This is a genomic window from Pseudoalteromonas sp. APC 3355 (assembly GCF_030407615.1).
Taxonomy (GTDB): domain Bacteria; phylum Pseudomonadota; class Gammaproteobacteria; order Enterobacterales; family Alteromonadaceae; genus Pseudoalteromonas; species Pseudoalteromonas distincta.
In genome coordinates this window covers 26,055-39,660 of record NZ_JASDDB010000002.1, presented here as the reverse complement: position 1 = coordinate 39,660, position 13,606 = coordinate 26,055, and the positions used below count along the sequence as shown (strand labels likewise).

17 protein-coding genes are annotated in these 13,606 nt (G+C 40.0%); 5 read left to right on the top strand and 12 right to left on the bottom strand.

What is annotated here, in order from left to right; genetic code table 11:
- Nucleotides 1–29 precede the first annotated feature (29 nt).
- A complete protein-coding gene (locus QMA08_RS03445; protein WP_002957968.1) occupies nucleotides 30–623 on the top strand; it encodes an SIS domain-containing protein in 594 nt (197 codons plus the stop codon).
- A complete protein-coding gene (gene dolP / locus QMA08_RS03440; protein WP_039485369.1) occupies nucleotides 616–1,182 on the top strand; it encodes a division/outer membrane stress-associated lipid-binding lipoprotein in 567 nt (188 codons plus the stop codon). Before QMA08_RS03445 ends, dolP begins: the two co-directional genes overlap by 8 nt.
- 59 nt (nucleotides 1,183–1,241) lie before the next feature.
- On the opposite strand, the gene QMA08_RS03435 is transcribed toward dolP, so the two are convergent.
- From QMA08_RS03435 to zapE, 8 genes are all read right to left on the bottom strand, one after another.
- Nucleotides 1,242–1,679, bottom strand: coding sequence for a ClpXP protease specificity-enhancing factor (locus QMA08_RS03435; protein WP_002957966.1), 438 nt, complete (start codon nucleotides 1,677–1,679; stop codon nucleotides 1,242–1,244).
- On the bottom strand, nucleotides 1,679–2,305 hold the full coding sequence (sspA, locus tag QMA08_RS03430; RefSeq protein ID WP_002957965.1) for a stringent starvation protein SspA: 627 nt from the start codon (nucleotides 2,303–2,305) through the stop codon (nucleotides 1,679–1,681). The genes QMA08_RS03435 and sspA overlap by 1 nt, the downstream gene beginning before the upstream one ends.
- Before the next feature lie 80 nt (nucleotides 2,306–2,385).
- Nucleotides 2,386–3,135, bottom strand: coding sequence for a cytochrome c1 (locus QMA08_RS03425; protein ID WP_002957964.1), 750 nt, complete (start codon nucleotides 3,133–3,135; stop codon nucleotides 2,386–2,388).
- On the bottom strand, nucleotides 3,132–4,397 hold the full coding sequence (locus tag QMA08_RS03420) for a cytochrome b N-terminal domain-containing protein (RefSeq protein WP_002957963.1): 1,266 nt from the start codon (nucleotides 4,395–4,397) through the stop codon (nucleotides 3,132–3,134). Before QMA08_RS03420 ends, QMA08_RS03425 begins: the two co-directional genes overlap by 4 nt.
- A complete protein-coding gene (gene petA, locus QMA08_RS03415; protein ID WP_002957962.1) occupies nucleotides 4,397–4,987 on the bottom strand; it encodes a ubiquinol-cytochrome c reductase iron-sulfur subunit in 591 nt (196 codons plus the stop codon). Before petA ends, QMA08_RS03420 begins: the two co-directional genes overlap by 1 nt.
- Before the next feature lie 581 nt (nucleotides 4,988–5,568).
- Nucleotides 5,569–5,961 (bottom strand): 30S ribosomal protein S9, encoded by a 393-nt coding sequence (gene rpsI, locus QMA08_RS03410; protein ID WP_024595789.1) that lies wholly within the window; start codon nucleotides 5,959–5,961, stop codon nucleotides 5,569–5,571.
- Nucleotides 5,962–5,969: 8 nt separating this feature from the next.
- Entirely contained in the window at nucleotides 5,970–6,398 is a 429-nt protein-coding gene (gene rplM / locus QMA08_RS03405; RefSeq protein WP_002957960.1) for a 50S ribosomal protein L13, read from the bottom strand.
- Between the two features lie 282 nt (nucleotides 6,399–6,680).
- Complete coding sequence (gene zapE, locus QMA08_RS03400) at nucleotides 6,681–7,769, bottom strand: cell division protein ZapE (protein ID WP_002957958.1); 1,089 nt, start codon at nucleotides 7,767–7,769, stop codon at nucleotides 6,681–6,683.
- A 134-nt stretch (nucleotides 7,770–7,903) separates the two neighbouring features.
- Between zapE and QMA08_RS03395 the strand changes: the two genes are divergently transcribed.
- The 3 genes from QMA08_RS03395 (at nucleotide 7,904) to QMA08_RS03385 (ending at nucleotide 11,014) form a co-directional block, all read left to right on the top strand.
- On the top strand, nucleotides 7,904–8,347 hold the full coding sequence (locus QMA08_RS03395) for a YhcB family protein (protein WP_002957957.1): 444 nt from the start codon (nucleotides 7,904–7,906) through the stop codon (nucleotides 8,345–8,347).
- Nucleotides 8,348–8,476: 129 nt separating this feature from the next.
- Complete coding sequence (locus QMA08_RS03390) at nucleotides 8,477–9,829, top strand: Do family serine endopeptidase (protein WP_024606350.1); 1,353 nt, start codon at nucleotides 8,477–8,479, stop codon at nucleotides 9,827–9,829.
- A 102-nt stretch (nucleotides 9,830–9,931) separates the two neighbouring features.
- The gene (locus QMA08_RS03385) at nucleotides 9,932–11,014 is read left to right on the top strand and encodes a trypsin-like peptidase domain-containing protein (protein WP_024595792.1); all 1,083 of its coding nucleotides are present in this window, start codon (nucleotides 9,932–9,934) and stop codon (nucleotides 11,012–11,014) included.
- Nucleotides 11,015–11,100: 86 nt separating this feature from the next.
- Here QMA08_RS03385 and murA read toward each other — a convergent pair whose 3' ends face one another.
- The 4 genes from murA to QMA08_RS03365 are packed head-to-tail and all read right to left on the bottom strand — an operon-like array spanning nucleotide 11,101 to nucleotide 13,603.
- Nucleotides 11,101–12,360 (bottom strand): UDP-N-acetylglucosamine 1-carboxyvinyltransferase, encoded by a 1,260-nt coding sequence (gene murA / locus QMA08_RS03380; RefSeq protein WP_290173703.1) that lies wholly within the window; start codon nucleotides 12,358–12,360, stop codon nucleotides 11,101–11,103.
- Between the two features lie 13 nt (nucleotides 12,361–12,373).
- The gene (locus tag QMA08_RS03375; protein ID WP_002957953.1) at nucleotides 12,374–12,631 is read right to left on the bottom strand and encodes a BolA family protein; all 258 of its coding nucleotides are present in this window, start codon (nucleotides 12,629–12,631) and stop codon (nucleotides 12,374–12,376) included.
- Between the two features lie 5 nt (nucleotides 12,632–12,636).
- Nucleotides 12,637–12,930, bottom strand: coding sequence for an STAS domain-containing protein (locus QMA08_RS03370; RefSeq protein WP_002957952.1), 294 nt, complete (start codon nucleotides 12,928–12,930; stop codon nucleotides 12,637–12,639).
- The gene (locus QMA08_RS03365; RefSeq protein WP_002957951.1) at nucleotides 12,923–13,603 is read right to left on the bottom strand and encodes an ABC transporter substrate-binding protein; all 681 of its coding nucleotides are present in this window, start codon (nucleotides 13,601–13,603) and stop codon (nucleotides 12,923–12,925) included. The genes QMA08_RS03370 and QMA08_RS03365 overlap by 8 nt, the downstream gene beginning before the upstream one ends.
- Between the last annotated feature and the right edge of the window lie 3 nt (nucleotides 13,604–13,606).

The following is a 13,606-nucleotide window of genomic DNA, read 5'->3' as shown; positions in this document are numbered from 1 at the left end:
CAAATACAAAGATAAATTATTGGTAGGCTATGCAAGACACAATTAAAGAAATTTTTACAGAAAGCATTCAAGTTCAAATCGCTGCTGGTGAAGTGCTACCTAGTGCGCTTGAGTCAGCTGCATTTACTATTGCACAAAGTCTGATCAACGGAAATAAACTCATTTGCTGCGGTACTGCAAATTGCCACATGCTCGCTCAGCATATGGCGGGTGTATTGGTTAATCACTATGAAACCGAGCGTCCTTGTTTACCTGCAATCGCTCTATCGCAAGAAAACGTTAATCTTGGGCAAAGTACTCAGGTAGACGATCACGATACATTTGCTCGTCAAGTCCGCGCTTTTGCCCAGCAAGGCGACTTATTGCTCGTACTGGCTATTAACGGTAACGAAAAGCATGTTATTTCTGCCGTTGAAGCAGCACTAACTAAAGATATGAAGGTCATAGTTATGGTTGGTGATGATGGTGGCGAGTTGGTTGGCCTACTTGGCCCTAACGATGTTGAAATTAGATCCCCATCTAAACGCCCTAGCCGCATTATCGAATCCCATTTAGTTAACTTACATTGTTTAAGCGAACTTGTTGATTTAACGCTTTTCCCTCAGGATGAAAATTATGTTTAAACGCTCTCTTATTGTTTTAGGTACTGTTGTATTACTACAAGGCTGCGCAGCTGCTGTTGTTGCAGGTACAGCCAGTGCAGTAACTGCAGCGAACGATCGCCGTACCATTGGCTCTCAAATTGACGATAACAATATTGAAATAAAAGCGAGTATTGCACTTAGCGAAGTAGAACGCCTTGAAAAGTTTGCCAATATAAGCGCTGTAAGCGTTAACGGTATTGTTTTACTTGTAGGCCAAGTATCTAATGAAGAAATGAGAAACGAAGCACAGCGTACCATTGAGGGCGTTTCAGGTATTCGTAAGATACATAACCAAATTCGTATTGGCTCAAATATTGGCATTACTACACAAACTCATGACTCTTGGTTAACTTCTAAAGTTAAAGCTCAACTACTAACAGCAAAAGACATTAGCAGTAATAACATTAAAGTAGTTACTGAAAACGCTGAAGTATTTCTAATGGGTTTAGTATCTGACTCTGAGTCTACTCAAGCTGTAAACATTGCCCGAAATGTATCTGGCGTAGAGCGGGTAATTAAAGTATTTGAATATATGTAAACACAAAATACAGACATAAAAAAACCGCTTATTAAGCGGTTTTTTTTTGCATTTACTTATTATTTAATAACGCGTAAATGAGAGCCTTTTTTCTTCTGTGGCTTTTCTGGTGGTGTTTCATCAATAAATTCAGCTGATGAATCAACACTTTCAAGCTCAGGCACAAAATCGTCTTCGTCCTCTAAAAACTCATCTGCAGTAAAGACTGTTCCTTCGCCATTTTCACGCGCGTATATTGCAAGCACAGCACCTAGAGGCACATACACTTGCATTGGCTGACCACCAAAGCGCGCATTGAAGCTAAGTTGGGTTAAGTCTAACGAAAACTGTGTGACCGCTGATGGACTTATGTTTAAAACAATTTGTCCGTCTTGAACAAACTGTGTTGGCACTTGTACATTTGCAAACCCAGCGTCTACCACTAAATGCGGTGTACACTCGTTATCGACTATCCAATCAAAAAAAGCACGTAATAAATAAGGACGATTAGGCGTCATTATAAACGGATCTCACGCTCAGCTTCAGTTAAAGAGGCTTGGAATGACTCACGTTCAAATAAACGGATCATGTACTCTTTAAGCTCTTTAGAACCTGCACCATTAAGCTCAATACCAAACTCTGGTAAACGCCATAATAGTGGAGCTAAATAACAATCTACTAGGCTAAACTCTTCACTCATAAAGTAAGGTGCTTCGCTAAAAATAGGTGCTACAGCAAGTAATGCTTCTGTTAGCTCTTTACGAGCTTGAGCAGCATCTGACGTGTTGTTACTGATTTTGTCAGCTAGGCTGTACCAGTCAGTATCAATACGATGCATCATTAAGCGGCTACGACCACGCATTACCGGGTAAACAGGCATTAGTGGAGGATGAGGAAAACGCTCATCAAGGTATTCCATGATGATGTTTGCCTGGTATAAACCAAGCTCACGGTCAATCAGTGTTGGCACTGTGCCGTAAGGGTTAATTTCGTGAAGTGCTTCTGGCAAGTTATCTTTTTCAGCCAAATGAATATCTACACTTACACCTTTTTCCGCAAGTACAATACGTACTTGGTGGCTATACATACAGTTAGCACCAGAAAAAAGGGTCATTACAGGGCGCTTATTGGCAGCTACGGCCATGCCTATACCTCCATTAAATAACTAAAACAGCAAAAGGGGCTTAAGCCCCTATTGCAAAATTACCTTTAAAAATGTTCAACTTAATGAACATCTCTCCAGTATTCTTTCTTAAGCATAAATGCCAAGATAAATAGAATTATTAAGAATCCTATTACCTTAATACCTAGCGCTTCCGATTCAAGACGTGAAGGTTCACCCACGTACTCAAGGAAGTTTGTTAAATCACGAGCCGCTTGGTCGTATTCATCTACGCTTAATTCACCCGTACCATCAGTTTCAGTAGCAATAACTTTGGTCACAGTGTGGCCATGTTCTTCTACTTCTTTAGTGATAGGCGTTGGTAAACCTTGTAGTTCTTGAAGAACATGAGGCATACCTACCGATGGAAAAACAATATTGTTAACTCCAAACGGGCGAGATTCATCTTTATAAAACGATTTTAGGTACGTGTAAATATAATCTGGTGATTTTACACGTGCAATAAGAGTTAAATCCGGCGGAGCCGCACCAAACCATTTTGCTGCATCGTCTTTTGTAATTGCGTTGGTGATATGGCTACCTACTTTAGAGCCGTCAAAAATTAACTGCTCTAAACCAACTTCTGTTGGGATACCGATATCACGAAAAGTACGCTCATAACGTTGATACTGCATTTGGTGACAACCAAGACAGTAGTTCATGAACAACTTTGCACCGCGTTGTAAAGATGGTTGATCAGTAAGGTCGTTATTCGCTTCCATTAAAGGAACCGACGGTCCTGCTGCCATAACCATGTTAGGCAACAAGTTTACTGATAAAGCAAATAAACCAATAATAAGCTTCTTCATCATTTCGTTAACCTCTCTGGCAATGGCTTAGTTTTTTCGTTCTTACTGTATACAAACAACAGTACGAAGAACATAAAGTAAGTCACAGTACAGATTTGAGAAATAATCGTTTTCATATCAGTTTGTGGAGTTGCACCCACCCAACCAAGAAGAACGAAAGTTACAACAAAGCCTGCAATGTTCCATTTATGGAAACCACAACGGTAACGAACCGATTTAACTCTACCACGGTCTATCCAAGGTAGTAATGCAAGTACTACAATCGATGCCCCCATCGCCGCAACACCGATTAACTTATCAGGGATTGCACGTAAGATTGCATAGAATGGCGTAAAGTACCAAACCGGGAAAATATGCTCAGGTGTTTTAAGTGGGTTAGCTGCCTCGAAGTTTGGACCTTCTAAAAAGAAGCCATTCATCGCCGGCATAAAGAACACAACCCAACAAAACAGTATTAAGAAACCAACCACACCCACAATATCTTTAACTGTGTAGTAAGGGTGGAACGGTATCGCATCAACAATGTCTTTTTTGTTAGTGTAATACTCGTGGAATTTAAATTTAGGCTTATCTTCTTCAGCTACTGAGCCTTTCTTACGTTTAATCTCAATACCTTCAGGGTTATTTGAACCCACTTCGTGTAGAGCAACAATGTGTAAGAAAACTAAGATTACAATAACCAGTGGTAGTGCAATTACATGTAATGCAAAGAAGCGATTAAGCGTTGCACCTGATATTACGTAGTCACCACGGATCCAAAGTGTTAAGTCATCACCAATAACCGGAATAGCACCGAATAATGAAATGATTACTTGTGCGCCCCAGAACGACATTTGGCCCCATGGTAATAAGTATCCCATGAATGCTTCAGCCATTAGCGCTAAGAAAATGAACATACCAAATAACCACAGTAATTCACGCGGTTTTTGGTAAGAACCGTAGATCATGCCACGGAACATATGCATATATACAACGATGAAAAACGCTGATGCACCTGTTGAGTGCAAGTAACGTAGTAACCAGCCATATTCTACATCACGCATGATGTACTCTACCGAAGCAAAAGCACCTTCAGCAGACGGAACAAAGTTCATCGTTAACCAAATACCTGTTAGGATTTGGTTTACTAGTACTAACATGGCTAGTGAGCCAAAAAAGTACCAGAAGTTAAAGTTTTTAGGTGCTGGATACTGTGCAATGTGCATGTTCCAAACACGTGTCATTGGGATTCGGTCGTCTATCCAACCAATAATCTTACCAAACATTAGGCTACCCCTCTTTCTTCGCCCACTAAAATAGTGGTGTCATCTAGAAAAGTATAAGGTGGTATTTCTAAGTTTAATGGTGCAGGTACCGATTGAAATACTCGACCAGCCATATCAAATTTAGAACCGTGGCACGGGCAGTAGAAACCGTCATCAGTCCCTTCTACTTTCTCACCAAAATTACCTTGTAAAAAGCCTGGTGAACATCCTAAATGCGTACAAATACCTACAGCCAAAAATATTTCTGGACGTAATGAACGGTAATCATTTGTTGATGATTCTAATTGTTGTGGCTCTTGCGATTGCGGATCACGAAGTTGACCTTCATGTTCTTTCATCTGCTCAAGCATTTTTGGGGTACGTGATACAACCCATACAGGTTTACCACGCCACTCGACACGTATTAATTGTCCAGGCTCAAGTTTGCTGATATCTACTTCTACAGGCGCACCCGCAGATTTAGCTCGCTCACTTGGATTCCAAGACGCAATAAAAGGAACAGCAGCCCCAGCCGCACCAACACCACCTACAACAGAGGTAGCTATGGTTAAAAAGCGACGTCGGCCATTGTCTACAGGCGCATTGCTCATCCACTTATCTCCACTATGATTCTCAACACTTGCTATATTGAGAACATCAGTTACAGCAGGTTAATTATTCGAAATTTTTAAAATAGAAGCGATCATAATTAAAACCCTTGATTAAAACAAGGTTATTCAAAGCCCCATGCTCGAATAAACCTGACTTGATCAAAAATTTGATTAAGCTAGCTCGAGAATAAAGCCGAACGACTATAATAACGCTTCTGTAAAAACAATATACTGACCGAGATCAACACCACTAAGAGGAAACAGTAAAAACTGTACATAGTGTCGTTAAACTCACTCATTTTACTTCCACGCCAATTGTAGCAAAAAATTCCACCAATTAACTGATGGATTTAAACTAATTACGATAATTATTTAACTTTTTTGCAGCTATCTGAGTGTTTTTTAACTTTCGTTCGATTAATACGCAGTTATTAATAAATTTGATCATCATTAATTACAGCAATACCAAGTATGGCGACCGCTATAAACAAATTTAAATTAAGTAGCAAATGTAAACTTTTTGATTTGAAAACAAAAAACCCAGCATAAGCTGGGTTTTTGAATTCTTGATAACGTATAGATTAACGTTTTGAGAACTGTGGACGCTTACGCGCTTTCTTAAGACCCACTTTCTTACGTTCAACTTTACGTGCATCACGTGTAACAAAACCTGCTTTACGAAGTTGTGGACGTAGTGACTCGTCAAACTCCATAAGTGCACGAGTGATACCGTGACGGATAGCACCAGCTTGACCAGTTGTACCACCACCAGAAACGGTGATGTAAAGGTCAAATTTTTCAGTCATATCAACTAGCTCAAGAGCTTGATGAACAACCATGCGTGCTGTTTCGCGACCAAAATACTCTTCTAGAGAGCGTTTGTTGATTACGATGTTACCAGTGCCTGGGCGTAAGAATACGCGAGCACTTGAACTTTTACGACGACCTGTACCGTAGTATTGATTTGCCATGATGGTGCTCCTTAAATGTCTAGAACCTGAGGCTGTTGTGCAGCATGGTTATGCTCAGTACCTGCGTAAACTTTAAGTTTACGGTACATAGCGCGGCCTAAAGGACCACGTGGCAACATGCCTTTTACAGCTTTCTCGATGATCATTTCAGGCTTTGCAGCTTGAAGTTTATCAAAAGTAGTAGACTTAAGGCCACCTGGAAAACCAGAGTGAGCGTAGTACACTTTATCTTTGAATTTGTTACCAGTTACAGTAACTTTTTCAGCGTTGATAACGATGATGTAATCACCAGTATCTACGTGAGGAGTGTATTCAGCTTTATGCTTACCGCGTAGGCGGTGAGCGATTTCAGTAGCGATGCGACCTAAAGTTTTACCTTCAGCGTCAACTACGTACCAGTCACGTTTTACTGTTTCTGGTTTAGCAACAAACGTTTTCATTTATAAAAATCCAATGTTTTTCAATTAAAACCACAAGTAGTTAATATTAACTACTGCTCTAAGTTTGCTATAACCCCTTCGAGTTTTAGACTTTTGCGCCGCTCACAAGTGGCTAGACTATATGAGGACATAGAACGCAACGTGGCAGACGCGGGAGTATACCAGCACTTAAAACACATTGCTACTCACCGGTTGTTTTTTCCACAAGAAATTTCAGAAATAAGAAGTACTATATATGTACCTCTTTTTTATAGTTGCCCTATTACACATTTACTTACTTATTTAAACTAAATGCTCTCTAGCTAAATATTCTAAGGATTGCATTTCTTGTAAACGACTAATACAACGCTTAAATTCAAAGTTTAAATTACCTTGGGTATAAAGTTCGGTAATAGGTTTTTCAGCCGATATAATTAAAGTTACATGGCGCTCGTAAAATTCATCCACTAAAGCAATAAAACGTCTAGCAGCATCATCATTAGTTTGCCCTAGCTGCTTTACGTTAGAAATAATCACCGTATTGTATAAGCGGCTAATCTCCATGTAATCGACCTGGCTACGTGCTGTTTCGCACAATTCACTAAACTCAAACATCACAACGCATTTAGCTACTTTACGCGTTTTGATTTTTCGCCCTTCTATTTCTATCGGCTCATCTAATTGTCCTGGCTCTGGCGATAACTTATCGAAGTACTCAAATAGGTTCTTATCCGCATCTTCATCTAACGGACTATGAAAAATTTCAGCTTGCTCTAAAGTACGTAATCGGTAATCAATACCTGAATCTACATTAACTATCTCGGTATTTTTTTTAACAAGCTCAATTGCTGGCATAAAACGCGCTCGCTGTAAGCCATTTCTGTAAAGTTCATCAGGCACTATATTAGAGGTTGCTACAAGTACTATGCCCCGTGCAAATAGCGCTTCCATTAAGCCACCTAATAGCATGGCATCAGTAATGTCTTGTACAAAAAACTCATCAAAGCAAATAATGTCTGTTTCAGCTTTAAAAGTGTCAGCAATTTTTTCTAATGGATTAGCCGTATTATTTAGCTTTTTAAGCTCATTATGCACTCGGTGCATAAATCGATGAAAGTGCACACGCATTTTACGTGTGCCCGGTAATGATTCGTAAAAAGTGTCAACTAAATAAGTTTTACCACGCCCTACTCCCCCCCAAAAGTACAAACCTTTTACAGGCGCAGGTTCTTCTTTACTAAATAACTTAGCAAAAAAGCCTTTTTGTTTTGGCTTTGTCTGAGTTAGGTCATCGTATAGACGTTGTAAATGGCGCACAGCATTTTCTTGTGCTGCGTCGTGTACAAAGTCATCTCGCTTTAAGTCTTGTTGGTATGTTTGCCAAGGAGTCATATCTATTTACAGTTAAAACACAGTTTAATTTGCAAAGCATATTAACACGCATCATAACTCGGGGTATATTACACTTAGTATGATTTATAATTGAATCGGCATTCGTTAGTTATTTTCCCAAAGGGGTAGTTTTTATGGGCACAGTTATGTGGGTAGGTTTGATTGTTATTGTTGCTGTTGTAGCATTTTTTATTGGCGCATTTGTTACTAAAAAACAGTTCAAACAAGATGAATTAAAAGAGCAAGCAGAGCAAGCTGAAAATGCGTTAGAGCAGTATCGCCAAGATGTAGCTGATCATTTAGCGAATACTGGTAAGCTCGTAAATAAAATGAAAGAAAACTATGATCAACTGCTTAGTCACGTTGAAGAAACAAACCAGCTTCTTCTAGAAGATAGAAATAAAGCACCAGCTGAACCATTTTTTTCAAAAGAAACAACAGAACAACTGCAGGCTTCATTAAAAGAGCGTCAATGCGATCGTTCTACAGCCGCAGCACAACCAGCTGATTATGTATCAGGTGAATCAGGTTTATTTGCTGGTCAAAATAAAGTTTCAGAACATTCTAAAGCATCTTGATGAACTTTTTTTTGACCCCATAGTCTTTAGATATAACAGCTTTGTTGTTTTATCTTAATAAACCGAAAAGGGCTGCTGTAAAGTAGCCCTTTTTGTTTTGCTTTATCTTAAGTGGAGTTACCCCTGACTATGAAAATGAAATTATCACTTATCAGCGCAGCTATTCTATCTACAAGCTTGTTAATGAGCCCTGTAGCGTCTTATGCAAAAATGCCAATTGCAGTAAATGGTCAACAACTACCAACTCTTGCCCCCATGCTAGAGAAAATATCTCCAGGTGTTGTAAGTATCCAAGTTTCAGGCTCAAAAGAAGTACGCCGCCGTGCAGATCCGCTTGAATACTTTTTTGGACAGCAACAGCCTCGCAGTCAAAAGCGTCAATTTAGTGGATTAGGCTCTGGGGTAATTATTGATGCTGATGAGGGTTATGTAGTCACTAATAATCACGTAATCCAAGATGCCGAAAAAATGGTAGTAACCCTCGAAGATGGCCGTGAATTTGAAGCAACTAAAATTGGTACTGATACAGAATCAGACATCGCTCTTTTACAAATAGACGCTGATGACTTAACTGAAATAAAACTCGCAAATTCAGATAGTTTACGAGTGGGCGACTTTGCTGTCGCTATTGGTAACCCATTTGGACTTAGCCACACAGTTACATCTGGTATTGTTAGTGCTCTTGGCCGTAGTGGTTTAAATATTGAGGGCTACGAAGATTTCATTCAAACCGATGCTGCTATTAACCAAGGCAACTCTGGTGGTGCATTAGTTAACTTAAACGGTGAATTGATTGGTATTAACACTGCTATTTTAGGTGCTTCTGGCGGTAACGTGGGTATTGGTTTTGCCATTCCATCAAACATGATGAAAAACTTAGTTGATCAAATTGTTGAACACGGTGAAGTACGCCGAGGTTCGCTGGGTATTTCTGGCCGCCCACTTGATGCAGGCCTTGCTAAAGCGCAGCAACTTGACGTTAAACAAGGTGCTTATGTAATGCAAGTAATGGACGACACTGCTGCAAGTAAAGCAGGTATAAAAGCAGGTGACGTAATTGTTAGCATTAATGGCGGTGATATTAGTGGTTTCCACGAGCTGCGCAGCAAAATTGCTACGCTAGGTGAAGGCCGCGAAATAAAACTTGGTATTTACCGCGATGGTAAAATTAAAACGGTAAAAGTAACTCTTGATGGTGCATCAGGTGTTACAGCGACTGGCGAAGAGCTGCATCCTGCGTTCCAAGGCGCGACACTTGAAAACGTGCAAAAAAATAGTAATAAAGGTGTAGAGGTTACGTCTGTAGACCCTCGCTCACCTTCTGCCCGTGTTGGCCTTGAAGAAGGTGATATTATTATGCAAGTGAATCGCCAACGAGTAGAGACTATTCGTGATATGAACAAGATTATCGAAAACACTAAAGGTAATATCGTACTTGGCGTGCAACGTGGTCGTGAGTCTATATTTATTTTAATTCAGTAATAAATAGCACTATTAATGTAATAAAAATAACAGTGGCACTTGCCGCTGTTATTTTTTTTATGTCATCATAAAGAGATTGCTCACTTACATAATAAGAAAACTGTGCTGAAATTAATAAAATTTATTCTTCCCCCTTTATTTGCAGGTCTAAGTATTGCTTTTTTAGTGGTTTTTTTCAGCCCTAATATGCGAGCCGCCTTACTTCCTAATGTTCCCCTTCCAAGCGCGATGAGTGCGAGTCACTTGAGTTTTTCTGATGCAGTTAAACGAGCAGCTCCTTCTGTAGTTACTATTTTTTCAGAAAGCATTTCCAAAGAACCTCGTTATAAAAGAAAAAACACGGTACAAGAGCTAGGCTCTGGCGTCATTATGTCGCAAGACGGTTATATTCTTACTAACTACCATGTTGTGAATAATGCAGACCAAATTATGGTTATCTTAACCGATGGCCGACGCTTTTTTGATGTGCAACTAATTGGTTTTGATACCATTACTGATTTAGCCTTACTTAAAATCAATGCAGATCACCTCCCGGTGATTCCCGTAAACGATAGCTATGTATCAAATGTAGGCGATGTTGTACTTGCTATAGGCAACCCGCTTAACTTAGGGCAAACAATCACTCAAGGCATTATTAGTGCAACGGGTAAGCAAAAAATTACAGATAGCCCTTACAATAACTTATTGCAAATGGATGCAGCTATTAACGTGGGCAACTCCGGCGGCGCATTAGTTAACTCCAATGGTGATTTAGTCGGCATTACTTCTGCACAATTTAAAACCCGTGAGAACTTGAATATTCAAGGAATATTTTTTGCGGTTCCTTACTCACTTGCTAAAAAAGTGATGGGTAAACTCATTCGTCACGGTCGCGTTGTACGCGGCTATTTAGGCTTTGAAGGCACAGCAGTAGATAGTACAGGTAAAGAAGTAAACGACAGCCTAACGCCGGTTACCGGCATGCGCATTACTAATTTAGACCCTTTGGGGCCAGCATGGCAAGCGGGTATTGAAGAGCAAGATATCGTCATTAAAATTGCAGGGCTTTCGGTAGCAAACCCACAAAAAGTGCTTGAAAAAATAGGTAATACAGAGCCCGGTAAAGAAATAGAATTTGAGCTTTACAGAGATGGAAAAATAGAAAAAATCATGGTAGTGGTAGCTGAGCTTGAAACAAAGCTTTAATAAAGAGTAATACCAATCGTCAATAAAAAGGTCGGATAGCAATTTGCGTATCCGACCTTTTTAAAATAGCTTAACTAGTTATCTACTTAGCTACTTCTACGTTTAATGTTTGCACCCAACGCACTTAGCTTATCTTCAATGCGCTGATAACCTCTATCAACGTGATAAATACGGTCAACAACCGTTTCACCTTGTGCCACTATACCCGTTAAAATTAAACTAGCTGAAGCGCGTAAATCGGTTGCCATCACTTGCGCACCCGTTAAGCTTTCAGTCTCACCACAAATTGCGGTATGCCCTTCTAAACGAATATTAGCGCCCATACGCTGCAACTCTGGTACATGCATAAAACGGTTTTCAAAAATCGTTTCTGTGATCGTTGCACTACCTTTTGCTACTACATTCAATGCTGTAAACTGAGCTTGCATATCCGTAGGAAAACCTGGGTGTGGAGCTGTTTTAATATTCACGGCTTTAAGTTCTCGGCCGCGCATATCAAGATAAATACTATCGTTATGTACTTCTAGGTGTGCATTCGTAGCACGTAGTTTTTCAATCACAGGCTCAAGAGAATGAAAGTCTGTATTTTTACAAAGTACTTCACCGCCAGCCATTGCTGCTGCGACTAAAAACGTCCCAGTTTCAATTCGGTCAGGTAAAATACTGTGCTCGCAACCCGCTAAACGCTCAACGCCCTCAACTTCAATGCGGCTAGTACCTGCACCTGTGATTTTAGCGCCCATAGCAATTAGGCAGTTAGCTAAATCAATTATTTCAGGCTCGCGTGCCGCATTATCAAGTATGGTTTTACCATCAGCAAGGGCCGCTGCCATTAATAGGTTTTCGGTAGCGCCTACGCTTACCATTTCCATAAAAATTTCAGCGCCCTTTAAGCGACCATTTACCTTGGCATTAATATAACCATTTTCAACGTTTATTTGTGCGCCCATGCGCTCCAAACCTTGAATATGAATATCAACTGGGCGAGCACCAATAGCGCACCCACCAGGTAAAGAGACTTGAGCTTCACCAAAACGTGCAACTAGAGGGCCTAATGCAAGCACTGAGGCACGCATTTGCTTTACTAAGTCGTAAGGCGCTAATGTTTTATTAACCGTTGCACCGTCAATTACTAGCGTATCGCCCTGCCAATTAACATCTGCACCTAAAGTTTTTAATAAGGCTTCAGTGGTCACTATGTCGCGAAGACGCGGTACATTAGTAAATATACTTTTACCATCAGCTAATAGTGAAGCAAATAAAATAGGAAGTGCGGCATTTTTAGCGCCCGAAATAGTCACTTCACCAGCAAGTGAAGTGCCACCTTGAATTACAAATTGATCCATTAGGAGGCCCTAGTTATTGCGGTAAAATGAATTTTTGTTCACGCTTCCACTCTACAGGAGTAAATGCACGAATAGATACTGCGTGAATTGTCCCATCTGAAATTGTATTCATTAATGGACCATAAACTAGCTGCTGCTTTTTAACTCGGCTTAAACCGTCAAAGCATTCGCCTACCGCAACAACTTCATAATGACTACCATTGGCTTTTACATGTACTTCAGCTAATTGAAGTTCTTCGCGTAATAATGTTTCGACTTGGCTAGTTTCCATAACTCTCACTCAAATAGGGTTGTAACCTGACCCAATTGCATTAAATTTTGCAATTGCTCAGGTAGGTTTTGCAATTCAAGGCGAATGCCTTGCTGCTTTAATTCTGCAAAAGAGTGAATTAACCAAGCTAAGCCTGCTGTGTCAACCCTTGATACTCCACTTAGGTCGAAATAGATGATTTTATGCTTAGTTAATAACTTATTGTTCAGAAGCTGTTCATCGCCAATTGAATTTCGAGTAAGCTCACCGCTTACTCCAAAATGTTGTCCATCAACTTGGCTTATTGCCAATTTAGTCATTCGAGTTACTGCCTCTAAACTGAACTGGTAGCTGACTCTTTTGCTCTAAAAGGTTACTTACATTATCAATACCTTGCTGGCGCAAAATACCTTGCAGCTCGCTTTGCTTTGCGTCTAGTAAACTAATACCTTCGGCAATCATATCGTACGCGCGCCACTCACCGTCGCGGTCTTCGCGTACTTTAAAATCGATTCTGATATCAGGTTTACCGTCTTCAATAATTTTAGTCTTAACAACAACAACGTCTTTGCCTTTAAACGCTTGCTCTGCACCAAACTCAACTTTCTGGTTTGTGTATTGAGTAAATACACCTGCATAAGTAGCAACTAAGTACTCTCTAAATACACCAATAAAGCGTTGAATTTCTTTAATTGCTTTGGCCTTTTCAGCCTCGTCGGTAATTGCACGAACTTTAGATACTTCACTGCCAAGTACACGAAGTGCTGCATATTTATAGTCGATATAAGGCATTAATTCTTCTTCAACTATTACGCGAAGGTATTCTTGATCTTTAACAATTAATGGCTGATCTTTTTTAATGCGCGCAAATGTATTATCGGCAACTTGGCGTACCATTTTATTAGGATCGATTAATTTCACATCTGCTGCACTTACGCTTTGAGTTAGCGTCATTGTGCCAATTGCTACAATAGCTAAAAACTTTTTCAACATAAT